This is a genomic window from Vreelandella sp. H-I2 (assembly GCF_052959335.1).
In genome coordinates, this window is the sequence record NZ_JBRAMC010000002.1 from 37,604 (window position 1) to 54,020 (window position 16,417).

11 protein-coding genes are annotated in these 16,417 nt (G+C 55.1%); 4 read left to right on the top strand and 7 right to left on the bottom strand.

Annotation, left to right across the window (positions count from 1 at the left end):
• Window positions 1–134: 134 nt before the first annotated feature.
• Window positions 135–2,924, top strand: a complete 2,790-nt coding sequence (polA, locus tag ACUVOF_RS04780) for a DNA polymerase I (protein ID WP_447043272.1) — start codon at window positions 135–137, stop codon at window positions 2,922–2,924.
• A gap of 86 nt (window positions 2,925–3,010) precedes the next feature.
• Here the strand turns inward: polA and ACUVOF_RS04785 are convergent, their stop codons facing one another.
• On the bottom strand, window positions 3,011–4,036 hold the full coding sequence (locus ACUVOF_RS04785; RefSeq protein ID WP_447043273.1) for a Fe(3+) ABC transporter substrate-binding protein: 1,026 nt from the start codon (window positions 4,034–4,036) through the stop codon (window positions 3,011–3,013).
• A 241-nt stretch (window positions 4,037–4,277) separates the two neighbouring features.
• Here ACUVOF_RS04785 and ACUVOF_RS04790 point away from each other — a divergent pair, with 241 nt between their 5' ends.
• Window positions 4,278–5,381, top strand: a complete 1,104-nt coding sequence (locus tag ACUVOF_RS04790) for an ABC transporter ATP-binding protein (protein ID WP_447043274.1) — start codon at window positions 4,278–4,280, stop codon at window positions 5,379–5,381.
• 80 nt (window positions 5,382–5,461) lie between these two features.
• On the opposite strand, the gene ACUVOF_RS04795 is transcribed toward ACUVOF_RS04790, so the two are convergent.
• The 4 genes from ACUVOF_RS04795 to dctP form a co-directional block, all read right to left on the bottom strand.
• Window positions 5,462–7,147, bottom strand: a complete 1,686-nt coding sequence (locus ACUVOF_RS04795; RefSeq protein ID WP_447043782.1) for an ABC transporter permease — start codon at window positions 7,145–7,147, stop codon at window positions 5,462–5,464.
• A 200-nt stretch (window positions 7,148–7,347) separates the two neighbouring features.
• Window positions 7,348–8,682: a TRAP transporter large permease gene (locus tag ACUVOF_RS04800; RefSeq protein ID WP_113268952.1), complete on the bottom strand. Its 1,335-nt coding sequence runs from the start codon at window positions 8,680–8,682 to the stop codon at window positions 7,348–7,350.
• Entirely contained in the window at window positions 8,679–9,182 is a 504-nt protein-coding gene (locus tag ACUVOF_RS04805; RefSeq protein ID WP_447043275.1) for a TRAP transporter small permease subunit, read from the bottom strand. Before ACUVOF_RS04805 ends, ACUVOF_RS04800 begins: the two co-directional genes overlap by 4 nt.
• Window positions 9,183–9,246: 64 nt before the next feature.
• Entirely contained in the window at window positions 9,247–10,350 is a 1,104-nt protein-coding gene (gene dctP, locus ACUVOF_RS04810; RefSeq protein WP_447043276.1) for a TRAP transporter substrate-binding protein DctP, read from the bottom strand.
• Between the two features lie 386 nt (window positions 10,351–10,736).
• On the opposite strand from dctP, the gene ACUVOF_RS04815 reads away from it, so the two are divergent.
• Both ACUVOF_RS04815 and ACUVOF_RS04820 read left to right on the top strand, forming a co-directional pair.
• Window positions 10,737–12,905 (top strand): tRNA(Met) cytidine acetyltransferase TmcA, encoded by a 2,169-nt coding sequence (locus ACUVOF_RS04815; RefSeq protein WP_447043277.1) that lies wholly within the window; start codon window positions 10,737–10,739, stop codon window positions 12,903–12,905.
• Between the two features lie 27 nt (window positions 12,906–12,932).
• Window positions 12,933–14,399, top strand: coding sequence for an aminoacyl-histidine dipeptidase (locus tag ACUVOF_RS04820; protein WP_447043278.1), 1,467 nt, complete (start codon window positions 12,933–12,935; stop codon window positions 14,397–14,399).
• A 92-nt stretch (window positions 14,400–14,491) separates the two neighbouring features.
• On the opposite strand, the gene ACUVOF_RS04825 is transcribed toward ACUVOF_RS04820, so the two are convergent.
• Together ACUVOF_RS04825 and ACUVOF_RS04830 are read right to left on the bottom strand one after the other, a co-directional pair.
• A complete protein-coding gene (locus tag ACUVOF_RS04825; protein ID WP_113268956.1) occupies window positions 14,492–14,968 on the bottom strand; it encodes a Dps family protein in 477 nt (158 codons plus the stop codon).
• Window positions 14,969–15,247: 279 nt separating this feature from the next.
• Window positions 15,248–16,381, bottom strand: a complete 1,134-nt coding sequence (locus ACUVOF_RS04830) for a glycerate kinase (protein ID WP_447043279.1) — start codon at window positions 16,379–16,381, stop codon at window positions 15,248–15,250.
• Window positions 16,382–16,417 lie beyond the last annotated feature (36 nt).

The following is a 16,417-nucleotide window of genomic DNA, read 5'->3' on the forward strand; positions in this document are numbered from 1 at the left end:
GTAGTTGATGTAATAGTTGAATGTAATAACAGGAGCGCTTTGGTTCTGCAGGCAGCTTGCGCAACGCGTATCATGTGATCAACTCTTTTAAGCAATGTTATTCAACAATGTTTTTTCAACAATGGAACTTGGTTATGGCTCGCGCTCCGATTGTTCTCGTCGATGGCTCCTCGTATCTTTACCGTGCGTTTCATGCGCTGCCACCGTTAATGACCTCCAATGGTCAGCCAACCGGTGCGGTGAAGGGCGTGTTAAATATGCTCAAGCGGCTGATTAAGGATTACCCGCAAAGCCCGATGGCCGTAGTGTTCGACGCGCCGGGCAAAACCTTTCGTGATGACATGTACAGCGACTACAAATCACATCGCCCACCCATGCCCGATGACCTGCGTAGCCAAATCGCTCCGCTGCACGCCTGTGTGAAAGCGCTAGGTTTGCCATTGTTGTGTGTTGAAGGCGTAGAGGCGGACGATGTGATTGGCACATTGGCACACCACGCCACCCAAGCGGGGCGTGACGCGGTGATCTCTACCGGCGATAAGGACATGGCGCAGCTGGTCAATGCCCATATCACGCTGGTTAACACCATGAAGGATGAAACCCTCGACGAAGCAGGTGTGGAGAAGAAGTTCGGCTTGCCGCCCGCGCTGATTATCGATTTTCTCGCCCTGATGGGAGACAAGGTGGATAACATTCCCGGGGTGCCCGGCGTGGGTGAAAAAACCGCTATTGGCCTGTTGCAGGGTATGGGCGGCGGTTTGAGCACTATCTACGGTGACTTGGAGCGGGTAAAAACGCTGACCTTCCGGGGGGCAAAAACCTTATCCAAGAAGCTTGAAGAGCATCGCGAACAGGCATTTCTTTCCTATCAGTTGGCAACCATTAAGGTCGACTGCGACTTACCCGTAGGCTTGGATGACTTGGATATTGCTCATCCGGACCGCGAAGCGCTGGTTGTGCTGTATAAAGAGATGGAGTTCCGCCAGTGGCTGGGCGAGCTGCTGGAAGGCAAAGACGAAGGTGTCGATGACGTTAAAAGTGGCACGCCAGCCCCCGCTAGCGCCGATGAAGCTGGGAGCGAGCCCGAGGATTCGGGCGCTTCTACTAAATCGTCTGTTCGCGAAGATCACGTCATTTTAGACCAAGCAGACTTTGATCGCTGGCTTGAACGTCTTCAAACCTCTGAGCGCTTTTGCTTCGACCTGGAAACCACCAGCCTCAACTACATGGATGCGGAAATTGTCGGCATCGGTGTGTCGCTGGAAGCGGGGGAGGCTGCCTATATCCCTGTGGGTCACGACTATCTGGATGCGCCGCAGCAGCTTGATCGAAAAGCGGTATTGGCGGCATTAAAACCGCTATTGGAAGACCCGAGCAAAACCAAGATTGGCCAAAATCTCAAATACGATATTTCGGTACTGGCTAACTACGAGATTGCTGTTGTCGGCCCGTTTGCAGACACCATGCTGGCCTCCTATGTGCTCAACTCTACCATCACTCGCCATGATATGGATTCGCTAGCGCTGAGGTACTTGGGCGAAAAAACCATCTCCTTTGAAGAGATCGCCGGTAAGGGCGCCAAGCAACTGACGTTTAATCAAATAGCCTTGGAACAAGCGGCGCCTTATGCCTGTGAGGATGTCGATATCACCTTGCGGTTGCAGCAAACGCTGCGCCCCCAGATCGAGAGCGAAGGGCGCTTGGCGGAAGTACTTGATCATATCGAGTTACCGCTCATCAAAGTGCTCTCGCGTATTGAACGCAACGGCGTCGCCGTAGATGCCGAACGCTTGCACGAACAGAGCCAGCAATTAGAGCAGCGTATTCGTGAACTGGAGCGCGAGGCGTATGAGCTAGCCGGACGCGAGTTCAATTTGGGTTCACCCAGGCAGCTCGGCCAGATTCTATTTGAAGAACAGAAAGTTCCGGTGCTTAAAAAGACCCCCAAAGGCGCGCCCTCCACCGCGGAAGGGGTGCTGGAAGAGCTGGCGTTGGATTACCCGTTGCCCAAAGTGATTATGCAGCACCGTGGCCTTGCCAAGCTGAAGTCCACCTACACCGACAAGCTGCCGCGGCTGCTCAATAAAGCCACTGGACGGGTGCATACCAGCTATCACCAGGCGGTCACTGCTACCGGGCGCCTGTCATCATCGGACCCGAACTTACAAAACATTCCGATTCGTACCGAAGAGGGGCGCAAAATTCGTCAGGCGTTTATCGCTCGCCCTGGCTACTGCATTGTTGCGGCTGACTACTCGCAAATTGAGCTGCGCATTATGGCGCATCTCTCCGAAGATAAAGGGCTGCTGGAGGCATTTGCCGAAGGGCGTGATATTCACACGGCCACTGCGGCAGAGGTCTTTGGCACCTCGCTTGATAAAGTGTCGGGTGATCAGCGACGCAGCGCCAAAGCGATCAATTTCGGGCTCATCTATGGCATGAGTGCCTGGGGGCTGTCGCGTCAGCTGCGTATCGAACGTAACCAGGCCCAGACTTACATTGACCGCTACTTTGACCGCTACCCCGGTGTTGCCCGCTATATGGAGCGTATTCGCACCCAGGCAGCTCAAGATGGCTTTGTCGAAACCGTGCTGGGTCGGCGTTTATATCTGCCTGAGATTCAGTCACAAAACCGCAACCGTCGCCAAGGCGCCGAGCGCACTGCCATTAACGCGCCGATGCAGGGCACGGCGGCTGATATCATCAAGCAGGCGATGATTGATGTGGATGCATGGCTAGCGGAAGGCGAGTTCGACGCACTGATGGTGATGCAGGTACACGATGAGCTTGTGTTTGAGGTGGCCGAGAAGCAGGTCGAGGCGTTTATTGAGCAGGTGCAAAAGCGCATGCAGGGCGCGGCTGAGCTGAAAGTGCCGCTAATTGTGGAAGCGGAGAGCGGCGTCAACTGGGACGAGGCGCACTAACGCACTATGCAATCCTTTAGTTAAACGAAAACCCCGCGGCCACCAGGCTGCGGGGTTGGGTTAGGCGCGATCGTTAGCGTCGCTGTTTAACGCCAGCCAACGCGGTCAAAGATACGGATCGCTTCAGGGTTATTTTCACCCAGTACGCTGATGTTGACGTCATCCGTTTTGAAGTTGCCCCAGGATTCCAGCACCGGGTCTTTCTTGATGCCATCAACCACTGGGAACTCGTTGTTGCCGGAGGCAAAGATCTCCTGCGCTGTGTCTGACGCCAAGTACTCAAGGAAACGCACGGCGTTTTCGCGGTTAGGCGCGCCTTCAACAACCCCAGCACCGCCCACGTTAACGTGGGTGCCACGACCGTCTTGGTTGGGGAAAATAATGCCGACTTTACGGGCGGCTTCGCGTTCGGCGTCGTCGTCTGACTTCAGCAGGCGAACATAGTAGTAGTGGTTCGCGACTGCGATATCGCACTCACCGCTGGCAACGCCTAGAATTTGGTCGGTATCGCCACCTTCCGGGGCACGCGCCATGTTATTGACAACGCCCTGAGCCCACTCTTCAGCACCCTCTTCACCGTGGTGCTCAATCATCGCAGCCAGCAATGATTGGTTGTAAATATTGTTGGAAGAGCGGATGCATACTTTGCCTTCAAACTGCCGATCGGCGAGGTCTTCGTAGCTTGTGATCTGGCTTGGATCAACATTGTCGCGGTTGTAATAAATCGCCCGTGCACGCTGGCTAAAGCCAAACCACAGGCCGTCAGGGTGGCGCATGGATTCGGGTAGTCGCTCATTGAGAACATCGGACTCGACGCTTTGGAAAATGCCTTCTTCTTCTGCGCGCCACAGGCGGCCTGCGTCCACGGTAAGCATGACGTCAGCTGGGCTGGCAACGCCTTCACGCTGAATGCGTTCGATCAACTGGTCAGAGTCACCTTCAAGGATATTGACTTCAATGCCGGTCTCTTCGGTGAAGGCATCATAAAGACGTTCGTCAGAATCGTAATGGCGTGCAGAGTAAAGGTTAAGCTCATCAGCCATGCTGGTACCTGCAACAGCTGAGCCTGCCATAATGGCGGCGATTGATAGCGTTAGGCGTGCCTTTTTCATAACCGTCAACTCCGGCGTTATTTGATAATAATTTACATTTACAAGTTTAGCATTCAAGCGTGTATCAGCGTTGAGGTCAAGTTGAATGCTAACCAGACGCATTCAACGAAACTGACTAAGCGTGCATCTCTACGCGATAAAAAATAGAATGCAAACAACTTTCAAATGTACTGAATCCGCGTTTAGGTTTTTACAGGTGTTATTTGCTCACCTGGGCCGTGGCACTTAACAAAGGTGATGTATGACAGCAACCCTCAAAATCACCCCAGAAGCGCCCAGTGCAACAGCACTGAGCCTTCACAATGTTCGCCATGCCTACGACGGTCATGCGGTCGTCAAAGGGGTAGATTTAAACGTTGCTCCAGGTGAAGTGGTTTGCCTGCTGGGCCCCTCTGGATGTGGTAAGACCACGCTATTGCGAATTGCGGCGGGATTAGAAGTACTACAAGAGGGCAGCGTGGCATTAGAAGATGTTTATATTGCCACACCAGGCCAGCGCCATGTGCCACCCGAAAAGCGCAATGTCGGGCTGGCGTTTCAAGATTCAGCGCTTTTTCCCCATCTGACCGTACTGGAAAACGTTACTTTTGGACTTAAGCATTTAACCTCAGGCCAGCGTCGCGAACGGGCCAAGCAGTTGCTTGAGCAACTGGGCATGGCCGGATATACCGATGTTTACCCGCATATGCTCTCGGGTGGCCAGCAGCAACGGGTGGCCCTGGCACGGGCGTTGGCGCCGTCCCCGCGGCTAATGCTCTTGGATGAGCCGTTTTCAAGCCTTGACGCACGCCTGCGCGATCGTATCCGCGACGATACCCTGCACGTACTGAAAAAGGTGGGTGCGGCCACGCTGTTAGTCACTCATGACCCTGAAGAAGCCATGTTTATGGCCGATCGTATCGCGTTAATGCGTGATGGGCGGATTGTGCAAACGGGAACCCCGCGAGAGCTTTACTGCTCACCGCAAGACCCCTTTGTGGTGACCTTTTTCGGCGATGTCAATGAGCTGCAGGGACAGGTGCGCAATGGCGCGGTGAGCACGCCGGTGGGGCGGGTGCCTGCTGCTGGGTTAGCCGAGGGCAGCGATGCGCTGATAATGATTCGCCCTGAAGCGTTGCGTATTGTTGAACGAGATCTGCCTGCCGAGGTTCATCGCCATAGCCATGTGGTGATGGCAAAGCTGCTTGGGCGTACTAGCCTATTACACTTGTGCGCCCATGGTGAAAACGGCCTTGAGGCTCACTTGCACGCCCGGGTACCGGGGGTGTTTTTACCCGCAGAAGACCAGCCGGTGGATATTCACCTCGATCTTTCCCAAGTGTTTGTCTTCCCACTTACGGCATAGGGATCAGAATTTAAAGCTTGGGCTTTAAGGCTTGGGCTTTAAGGCTTGGGCTTTAAGGCTTGGGCTTTAAGGCTTGTGCTTTACGGTTTAGCGCCAGGGCGTGAGCGGCGCATGGCCATACTGAGCAGAATGACCGGTAGAATCCCCACCACCACTATCGCCAGCGACGAGGTCGAAGCCTCGGCCAATCGTTCGTCAGAGGCCAAGTTATGTGCCCGAACGGCTAAGGTGTCGAAGTTGAAGGGGCGTAGAATAATCGTCGCGGGCAGCTCTTTCATGACATCGACAAAGACCAAAATCCCCGCTGCCAGCAGGCTGCTACGCATCATTGGGGTATGAATATGGCGCAACGTGCCGCCTGCCGTTTGGCCCAACGTACGTGAGGCGGCATCCATGCTTGGTGTTACTTTGCCTAAGCTGGCTTCGACCGCATTGAACGAAACGGCCAAAAAGCGCACGACATAAGCGTAGAGCAAAATAAACGCCGTCCCGCTAAATACCAGGCCAATAATGTAGCCATAGTGATGGTTGAACCATGTGTTAAGAGCGTTATCCAGCCAGGTAAACGGAATCAAAATGCCCACCGCGACCACCGAGCCCGGAATCGCATAGCCCATGGAGGCGACCCGGGAAGCCACTCGGGCGAAACCGGTATCGTGCATGCGTACCCCATAGCTCAGGACCACTGCCAAGCCCACGGCAATCAGCGAAGCCACAGTTGCCAGCCCCAGGCTGTTCCAGGCGTAGCCGATAAAGCGCGAGCCCCATAGTGAATCACCACCTTGCAACGCTAAATTAAGCAGAATGCCGCTGGGCAGTAAAAAGCCTATTAGCACCGGGACTAAACAAGCCAGCGTTGCTGCCGACGAGCGCCAGCCATGCAGCACGTACTCGGGCAACTGCTGATAGCGATTGGTGGTATGAAAGTAGCGGCGCTTGCCTCGCGACCAGCGTTCCAGAAGCACTAACACAATCACGAAGGTCAGCAGGCAAGCGGCCAGTTGCGCCGCCGCGACCTGCTCTCCCATGCCGAACCAGGTGCGATAGATCCCGGTGGTAAAGGTATCGACGCCAAAGAACTGAACGGCACCAAACTCGTTAAGCGTTTCCATCAACACTAATGACACCCCGCCCACTAGCGCCGGGCGTGCCAGTGGCACAGCGACACTGGCGAACAGCTTCCAGGGGCCGCGCCCAAGCGTGCGGCCCACATCCAGTACGCACACTGACTGCTCTAAAAATGAGGCGCGGGCCAGCAGGTAGACATAGGGGTAGAGCACCAGCGTAATGACCGTCGCGGCGCCACCGAGGGAACGAATATTGGGAAAGTAGTAGTCGCCGTACTCCCAGCCAAACGTTTCGCGCAGCAGGCTTTGTAACGGCCCGGCAAACTGCAAAAAATCCGTATAGGCGTAGGCGATGACGTAGGTGGGTACTGCTAACGGCAGCAGTAGCGCCCACTCGAATAATCGTTTGCCGGGAAAACGGCACATCACCACCAGCCAGGCCGTCCCAGTACCAATGATAAGCGTGCCGAGTCCTACGGTCACAACGAGCCAGAAGGTGTTGTTCAAATAGCGGCCAAGTACGGTGCTGGCCAAGTGTTGCCACACGCCATCGGTAGGCATCGCGATATGGGCAAATACCACCAGCACAGGCAGCGCTACGACGAGCGCCACTGCGATCAGGGCAATCGACCAGGGGCTCGCGCCTCGGCCAAGCGAAGAGGCGGCGGTGAATAGCCCGCGATAGCCCGATCTGAACAAACGAACACTCCTTGCATTGACGGAAAGCAGCAGCGGAAAGTGGCGTAGTGCACTCAATGCGAAATAATAACGGGCGTGAATAGTAGCATTGGCATTGCACTGCTGCAGCTTTGCAGGCTTGTCGGCAGTGTAAAAGTAAGCCCGCCGGAGCGGGCCGTAATGGTGGTAGGTTAAGCCTGAAGTCGGGGCAGGAGAAAGCTCTAGTAACCCAGCATCATGCTCGGCAGACCGGTAATCAGCCACGGGAAGAAGGCCATTAGCGTACACGCCAACAATATCAACGCGACGAAGGGCACTACCGCTTTATACAGGTCGACGATTTCCACCCCAGGGGGCGCCACGCCTTTCAGGTAGAACAAGGCATAACCGAAGGGTGGGGTAAGGAACGATGTCTGCAGTACCACTGCCACCATCACCACAAACCACAGCATATCGACGCCCATGGTCTCGACGATGGGCAGCATGATCGGGAAGCTCAGCAGTACAATGCCGGTCCAGTCCAGGAACATGCCCAGGACAAATACCAGAAACAGCATCAGAATCAATGCCCCCACGGTGCCGCCAGGCATTGCCAGCACCAGCTCGCTGATCACACTCATGCCACCGCCGCGAGAAAAAACACCGGTAAAAGCAGTAGCGCCGACGAGGACCAACATCACCATCGTGGTGGTTTTGCCCGCTTCGATCATCGTCCAGAAGCAGGTGCTTATTTTGCGATCACCAAAGATCAAAAACAGGATAAAGGCGATAAATACGCCAATAGCAGATGCTTCAGTGGCTGTGGCAATGCCGGTAAATAGTGCGCCCAGTACCCCAAGGATTAATGACATTGGCGGAACCACGTACTTTGCCAACATGATAAGCAGTTGCTTAGTGCTGACCTCAGCACGCTCTTCCGCTGGCACTTTGGGGCCGTAGTGCGGTTTGATATAGCAGATAATCAATACGTAGAGCGCATACATGACACCGAGCAGTAAGCCGGGGATTAACGCACCTGCAAACAAGGCGCCCACGGATACCGGCGAATAGCTGGCCATCAGAATCAGCATGATGCTGGGCGGAATCAAAATGCCCAGACAGCCACTCGCCATAATGACCCCTGCGCTAAGCTCTTTGTTGTAGCCATACTTGAGCATGGGCACCAGGGCGATCATGCCCATTACCGCAATCGAGGCACCGACGATACCGGTGGTGGCCGCCAGCAAAACTGACACGATCACCACGGTAAGCGCCAAACCACCGCGTAGATTCGCTAGCAGCAGACGCATGGCATCAAACATCTTTTCAGTCACGCCGGAGTCGTTTAAGAACCTCGCCATTAAAATGAACAGCGGTATCGCCACCAGTACATAATTGTCCATGGCGTTACCGAAAATATTATTAATCAACGTACCGAGGATTCGCTCGCCAGGGCCAAGAAAGGCGCCAATAACGGCGACACCACCGAGTACAAATGCCAGCGGATGGCCCATAAACAGGCCCACCATCAGACCGCCAAACATCACCAGCGTGAGCATTTCAGGGCTTAAGTTCATGCTGATGTCTCCTCGCGAAGCTGCATGATGGCACGCAGCACAATGGCAATTGCCTGTAGCAAAATCAGTACAGCAGCGACCACAATGACGCCTTTAATCGGATAGACCGGGATTGAAACCATGCCATAAGTGGTTTCACCGCGGCTTAATGAGCGTTCAAAGAAGCTCCAACCCAGGGTGATCAACATCCAGATAAAGGGAACAAAGAAAATCAGGTAACCGAGCACTTCAAACAAGGCTTGCTTTTTACGTGATAGCAAACGTTTTAATACGTCGACTTCTACGTGGGCGTGATGGCGTAAACCATAAGCCGCCATCAGCATAAAGTGGGCGCCAAAGAGCATTTTGGTAACATCAAAAGCCCAATCGCTGGGGCGCCCAAACAGAAAGCGTGACGCAATATCGTAAAGTACAATCAGGGTAATGATGGCAATCAATGGGGCGATGACTCGCCCAAAGGCTTCATTGATGGCATCGATCGCCTTGGCAATCGCATTCATGGAAGATCTCCGCGGTCATCACAAAAAAACCGCCCCGGTAAAACCGAGGCGGCACAGACACGCCTTACAAACAGGCTTCGATCTCTTCCAATGAGGGCAGATTATCCATCACGCGGCTCATGTTGTAAGGAGCGGAAACATCGCGCCACGTCGCATAGTGCTCAAGATAGGCCACCATGGATTGGTAGACCTTGGCGTGGTCGGGAGCTTCGCAAGCACCGCGTAGAATGACCTCATTGGTGACTTCCTGAATGCGCGCCAGGTCCTCTTCGGAGAACTGATTGATCGTGACACCTGCATCAATGAACTTTTGGGTGGCTTCGGTGGATTGGCGCTCAGACCAGGCTAGTGACCATGCCATGGTGGCGTCTGCCGCAATACGCAAGGTTTCTTGGGTCTCTTCGGAGAGCGCGTCCCAGGCATCTTTATTGATCATGACCCCAAATACGCTTGCCGATTGGTGCCAGCCGGGGGTTGCCCAGTAATCGGCCACCTCGGCAAAGCCAGCATTAAAATCAACGCCCGGGGTCGAGAACTCACCCGCATCAATGACGCCACGTTCAATCGCTTGGTAGACTTCACCGCCAGCGAGGGTGACTTGAGAGCCGCCGAGTTCTTCCAGCACACGACCTTGGTCGCGACCCGAGAGACGCAGACGCTTGCCTTCTAAGTCAGCAATGCTCTCAATCGGGGTGCGTCCCATAAAGCCAGATTCGTTATTGGTAATGCCGTAGGGAAGATAGACCATGTTGAACTGGCCATAGATTTCCTCATAGAGTTCGCGGCCCCCCCATTGCTGAATCCAGTTAAGGTAGTCGACGCCATTAAACAAACTGGTCGTGGTGGCGAGCGGTGAAAATGCCGGGTTCAAGCCTGCCCAATAGCCTGGCCAGTCGCCGGCGGCTTCAATGCTACCTGTTTCAGTGGCATCAAAAACTTCAGTACCCGGCATCAGGGTGCCGCCTGCGCGGAAATTGATCTGGAGTTCTTCGCCAGCCAGCTTATTGACCAGTTCCACCCAGTGCTGATCAATCTTGATCAGATCAAGGTTTTCCGGCCAGGTGGAGGTCATTGTCCACTCTTCTTGTGCTTGGGCGGTGGACGTGAAGGCAGCGAAGGCGATACCAGCGGCGAGGCCGGTGAGAGCGAATTTGGTCATTTTTTTCATGGTGTATTTCCTGGTTTGGCGTGTGGCGTTATTAGTGTTGGTTACCTGAAGTCAGGAAAGTGCAGTGTTGCTGGGTTACGTTTACGTAAACAAAGGGTGTTAAGCACTGCAGAGCTAAACTAGCACAGCAACACCGCTGCAGCGCAATATCAGTAATGTAAGGAATTGTCGCTTTGGTTTTGACTACTAAACTATTGTATTTCTTTTTAAACAATCACTTGAAAGCACTAATGAGCACCAGTATGAGCGGTCAAGCAGCATAAAAACGTTGAAAGTGGTTAAATTATTAAACCAAAGTTGTAAGCAAAGGCCTTGCTGCCAGAGGCACATCGCAACGCTTAATGAGGTGACGTAATGGGAAACAGTCGAGCAGGGGAAGAGGCGGCGTGCTAGAGGACCGTGAGCTAGACAGCCGTCAACAACGGCGCAGGGTGGTAGCGCTAACGCATCACGCGCAACGTTTAGCCCGCCGCCGCTGGCGCCAATTGGTATGGTTAAGCGGCGATGCTGCGCAGTGTCGGGCATTAGCAAAGGCGCTGTGGCAGGCCTACGCTTGGCAGGCACCCTTGTGGGTGGGCGATGAAAATGCGCCGCTCTCGCCGCTGCTTTCGCCACGTAAAGCGCGCATGCGCCTGGGCGCAGAACATCAACTGGTGGTGTTGGAGACCCATGACACTGGGTTTGACCCGGAAGCATTGGGAGCCCTGGCGGGTACGGTCACCGCGGGTGGCTTGTTGGTACTTATCACACCGCAGCCATGGGGAGAGGCGCCCGATCCAGACTGCGCCCGTTTTGCCGATTATCCCTGGCACTGGTCAGACCTCACCTGCCACTACTTGGCGCGCTTAGCACGCCAATTGAAGACTTCAACTCAAATAGTACGCTGGTACGCTGGCCAGAGGCTGAATCTGCCTCGACTGACTTTGTGCAACGCAGATGAAACTGAAAGTGGCGATAACGACTGCCTGACCGCTGATCAAGCCTACGCAGTGAAACAGCTAGTTGGCTTAAAGCGCCGCCGCCCATTGGTAATAACCGCCGATCGTGGGCGTGGCAAAAGCGCGGCGTTAGGTATCGCCTGCGCACGGCTGCTAATGAAAAAAGCCCAACGAATAGTGCTCACCGCACCGCGGCTGAGTTCGGTGGAGAGCGTGTTTGAGCGGGTAGCAGCGCTCTGCCCGGATGGCCGTCGCGTTGGCCCAGGCCACTTTGTGCTGGCCCAGGGCAGTGAGCTGATTTTTTTGCCGCCTGATCGCTTAACCAAGCAGATCAATGCACAGCAGCAGGGCGGCGACGGCAGTTATTTAATGGTTGATGAGGCGGCGGCGATACCCGCCGCCTTGCTGGGACAGTGGCTGACCGTTTTCCCGCGTATTGCCTTTGCCACCACCGTGCATGGCTATGAGGGCTCAGGGCGAGGGTTCGCGCTGCGCTTTCGCGCAACCCTTGATCAGCTGACGCCCCAATGGAAGGCGCTAGTGCTTGTTGCGCCGGTCCGTTGGCACCGTGGCGACCCGCTGGAAGCGGTAGTCAATCAACTGCTGCTGTTAAAAGCATCGCTGCCTATCGCGCAGCGACAAGAAAACACGGTGGCGACAGAAAACACAGGAGCGACAGAAACGATTGATCGTGCTTGGCTTGCCAAGGATGATACCGCACTGGAAAAGCTGTTTGGGTTGTTGGTGCAGTCCCACTACCGCACTACCCCCAACGACCTGCGCCAGTTGCTCGACGGCCCCGGTACGGCACTGCGAATGGTCGAACAGCGGAATGAGCCTCAGGCGGTCTTGGTCACTCAAGAGGAAGGCGGTTTTGAGGCCGTGCTGGCCAATCAAGTCGCCCGCGGTGAACGTCGCCCACAGGGTCATCTATTGGCCCAGTCGCTGGCAACGCATGCCGGTAGTCGTGACGCGTTGACTGCGCGCTGGCGCCGAGTGGTGCGTATCGCTACCCACCCCGAGCGTCGACGCCAGGGGCTAGGTCAAGCACTGCTGCATGATGATATGGCCACTGCAAAGCAGCAGGGGATCGCGCTTTATGGCGCAACCTTTGGTGCTGAGGCGTCGCTGCTGCGTTTTTGGCTGGCACTAGGCTTTTCGCCGGTGCGCTTAGGCATTACTCGCGAGGCATCGACCGGTGAGTTTGCCGTGATGGTGGCAAAGGCGCTAAATACACAGGGCGAAGCGGTGCTTGCTGATCTCTGCGAGCGCTTTCAGGCAGCCCTCCCTAGCCTGTTGGCGTTTGAATTAAAAGCATTGCCCGCCTCGTTGGTTGTATTGCTGCTAGAGCAGATGCCGAGCATTCCGCTTAGCGCGCGTGATTGGCAGGACATCGAAGATGTGGCGACCGCGCATCGCGATCCGGTCCTTGCTCGCCCGGCTTTGCAAGCGTTGGCGCGTGAAGCCAGCCGCTATGCCTTAACGGAAATGCAGCAGCAGTCGCTTCGACAAGTAGCGGCCTGGGCGTTACAAAATAGAGCCTTATCGAATGCTCATAATGATGCAGTGAAAGCCCTACGTCTCGCTGTAAATAACCTCATCGAGCCGGTAAAGTAGACCGGTTGCCGATAACGAAGAGCCTTTATGAACGCACATCTTGAAGCGATGGCACCTAGCCTGGTTTGGCGCCACTTCCGAACACTCTGCAATATACCTCGCCCCTCGGGTCATGAAGCGGCACTGGTCGCCATTCTCGAAGAGTGGGCCGATGCCCAAGGCTTAGCCCACGACCGCGATGCCTTCGGTAATTTACGACTCCGTAAATCAGCCTCTCCCGGTTGTGAACAAGCACCCGGCCTCGTGCTCCAGGGCCATCTGGACATGGTGGCCCAAGCCAATAGCGGCCACGCCCATGATTTTACTCGTGACCCGATCAGCACCTACGTGGCTGATGGTTGGCTGCACGCCGAAGGCACCACCCTGGGTGCAGATAATGGCTTGGGCGTGGCGGCCATTCTGGCGGTATTGGAGGATCCTGACCTACGTCACGGGCCGCTGGAAGCGCTGTTTACCCTGGAAGAAGAGACTTCCATGGGGGGAGCGCTGAACCTGGCTGAGAACTGGCTGGAAGGCTCGCTGTTGCTTAACCTGGACAGTGAGGACCGGGGCCAGGTATATATCGGCTGCGCAGGCGGGGCCGATGTTGAAGTCGATGCGCAACTGCCGAGCGCCGCGGCGGGTGACCACGAACAGGTCGTTGAAATTGCCCTGACCGGCCTTAAGGGTGGCCACTCGGGCATGGATATCCACAAGCCGTTAGGTAATGCTAACCGGTTGTTAGTCAGAGTGTTGCGTTCTTTGGAGGCGTTTGATGCGCGCTTGATTAGCTACCACGGAGGCACCTTACGCAATGCGATCCCCCGTGAAGCGTTTGCCCAAGTGGCACTGCCCGCCGATGAGGTAGATGCAGCGTTGGTTGCGATTGCTGGGCTGGAAACGATTCTATTAAGAGAGCTGGGCAGCGGCGACAGCGGTCTTAAACTCAGTGCCCAGCGCTTATCGGAACATCCCGATGTCGAGCCGCTAACGCTGGATGCAAGCGCTATGCTGCTGGCAGCGCTTCACGCGGCCCCTTGTGGGGTAGAGCGAATGAGTGCTGATGTGCCGGGTGTGGTGGAAACGTCCAATAACCTGGGTGTCTTAAGCCTGGAGAAAGGACGATTACACCTCTGTGCACTTGTACGTTCACTGCATGACAGTGCGGTAGTCGCCATGGCGGACCGCTTTAAGGCTCTGTTTGGTTTGATTGGCGCACGGGTAAAAGTCGAGAACGGCTACCCAGGATGGGCACCTAATCCCAATGGCGAGTTGCTGGCAACCTTCAAATCGCGCCACGCGGCGCTGTTGGGCCATGAGCCCGAGGTAAAGGTAATTCATGCCGGGCTTGAATGCGGCATTTTAGGTAGCAAGTACCCGCACTTGGATATGATCTCGTTTGGCCCGCTAATTCGCGGCGCCCATTCACCTGACGAGCGGGTTGAGTTAGCCTCGGTTGAGGAGTTTTGGTTAATGCTGCGGGCATTGATTGAGGATGTTGCCGATCAGCGCTAGTTCTCCCTTGCGAATACAAAAACGGCACCTAGACGGTGCCGTTTTACGCCATAAGAGTGCGCTTATTTACTTAACACTTATTTGCTTAGCCCTTATTTGCTTAGATAGGCGTTAAGCATCCAGATCGTTTTTTCCTGCTCGCGAATGTAGTCACCGGCTTGAGCCGCGGTGCCTTCATCATCGGCGTCAGAAGCCAGTGCCAGCAGTTCGCGCTGTAGCTCGATGATTGTCTGGTAGCCTTTAAGCACGCCTTTTACACAGGTGGTGCCGTCGTGGACATCTTTATCTTCCTGGATGCGGGACAGCGTTACGTAGTCACTGTAAGCGTGTACCGGCTTGTGGCCTAGGGTAAGGATACGCTCGGCAACCTCGTCCACTTTGGTCAGTAAGTCGGTATAAAATTCTTCAAACTTGGCGTGCAGCTCAAAAAAGTCGTTACCCCGGACATTCCAGTGGTAGCCGCGCACGTTCATGTAGAAAATTTGGTAGTTGGCCAGCAGGTGGTTAAGCTTTTCGGCGAGTTGACTAGCGCTACCTTCGTGTAGACCAATGCTATTGGTATCAGTCATATCCTGCTCCCTCGTTGTGCCACAGTATGCGGCGGTTAGTGCATGTTTCCAGCATCGTCCTTCAGAACAATTCTTCAGAACAATTCTTCAGAGCAACTCTTTAGAATCTTTAGAACATCGCATCAGTACAGCTTTTCAGAATAGGGTGTCTTTGGTGCAATGCAAAACAGGTTTTTTGCATTGCCGCCATAGTGCGACGCCATTAGGCATCTGTCTTTAATGAATGATTATTCGTTATATGCTGGCGCTAAGCCTCTTTTTCAAGACCTGCGCATTTTTTCAAGGTTTGTGTACCCATAGGCGCAGCAAACTTTCACAGCGCGCTTCGAGTAGTTCGGCGGTACGCGGTAGCGCATCGTTTAATGTCATAGGGCCATCGGCCAACGCGAAAGCCGCCGTCACACCTTCATCAAAACAGGCTTGCCAGCCATCGCCAAGGCTGCCCGCCAGCACGATCACGGGTTTGTTAAAGCGTTGCGCAGCGCGAGAAACACCGATCGGTGTTTTACCCGCCAAACTTTGCCCATCCAGGCGGCCTTCACCGGTAATCACTAGGTCGGCGCGGGCCAAGAGCGTGGCCATGTTGGCTTGCTGCATAATCATTTCAATCCCGGGTTTTAACGTCGCATTTAAAAATGCTTTTGCAGCAAACCCCATCCCACCTGCCGCTCCTGCGCCTGGCAGCGTTCGGTAGTCGTCGCCTAATAACTGAGCACTGATATCGGCGAAGTGGCTAAGTGCTCGGTCGAGTTGCTCAACGTCTTCCGGTGAAGCGCCTTTTTGTGGAGCAAATATCGCACTGGCACCCCGTTCTCCTAACAGTGGGTTATCAACGTCAACCGCCGCCTCCAGTGTGAGTCGGGCCAAGCGCGGGTCTAGCCCGTCAAGCTCCAAGCAGGCCAGTTGGCAAAGCGCAGCGCCGCCGGGGGGGAGCGCGTTGCCGTTTTGATCAGAAAAGCGAGCGCCGAGTGCCTGCAACATACCGGCACCGCCATCATTGGTGGCGCTACCGCCGAGCAGTAAAAGCGCTTTTTCAGCGCCCTGATCCAGCGCTGCCAGCAGCAGTTCCCCGACCCCAAAAGTGGAGGTGTGCAGGGCATTACGCTCATCTGCTGCAAGGTGCTGTAAACCGCTGGCTTCTGCCAATTCAATAAACGCGGTACGCTGGTCGCTCAGCCAGCCCCAGGTTGCTTGACGAAAGCGCCCTAGGGCATCTTGCACGGCTAGCTGGCGACGCTCGGCGCCTGTCGCGGCGATCAATGCATCTAAACTGCCTTCACCGCCGTCAGCTAGGGGGCAAATTTGTACCTGCGCATTTGGTGCGGCGCTTTTAACACCGCGCGCCATCGCGCTGGCGGCATCCTGTGCGCTCAGTGCATCTTTAAAGCTGTCGGGGCAAAGCAGGACATTCATTGGCATGGTCTCCGCAAAATATTTGTTTCAAAACAT

Bases quoted from the DNA above. Each gene is read 5' to 3' on its own strand.
- polA (WP_447043272.1), top strand. From the start codon at position 135: ATGGCTCGCGCTCCGATTGTTCTCGTCGATGGCTCCTCGTATCTTTAC.
- ACUVOF_RS04790 (WP_447043274.1), top strand. From the start codon at position 4,278: ATGACAGCAACCCTCAAAATCACCCCAGAAGCGCCCAGTGCAACAGCA.
- dctP (WP_447043276.1), bottom strand. From the start codon at position 10,350: ATGAAAAAAATGACCAAATTCGCTCTCACCGGCCTCGCCGCTGGTATC.
- ACUVOF_RS04830 (WP_447043279.1), bottom strand. From the start codon at position 16,381: ATGAATGTCCTGCTTTGCCCCGACAGCTTTAAAGATGCACTGAGCGCA.
- ACUVOF_RS04805 (WP_447043275.1), bottom strand. From the start codon at position 9,182: ATGAATGCGATTGCCAAGGCGATCGATGCCATCAATGAAGCCTTTGGG.
- ACUVOF_RS04785 (WP_447043273.1), bottom strand. From the start codon at position 4,036: ATGAAAAAGGCACGCCTAACGCTATCAATCGCCGCCATTATGGCAGGC.
- ACUVOF_RS04800 (WP_113268952.1), bottom strand. From the start codon at position 8,682: ATGAACTTAAGCCCTGAAATGCTCACGCTGGTGATGTTTGGCGGTCTG.
- ACUVOF_RS04825 (WP_113268956.1), bottom strand. From the start codon at position 14,968: ATGACTGATACCAATAGCATTGGTCTACACGAAGGTAGCGCTAGTCAA.
- ACUVOF_RS04820 (WP_447043278.1), top strand. From the start codon at position 12,933: ATGAACGCACATCTTGAAGCGATGGCACCTAGCCTGGTTTGGCGCCAC.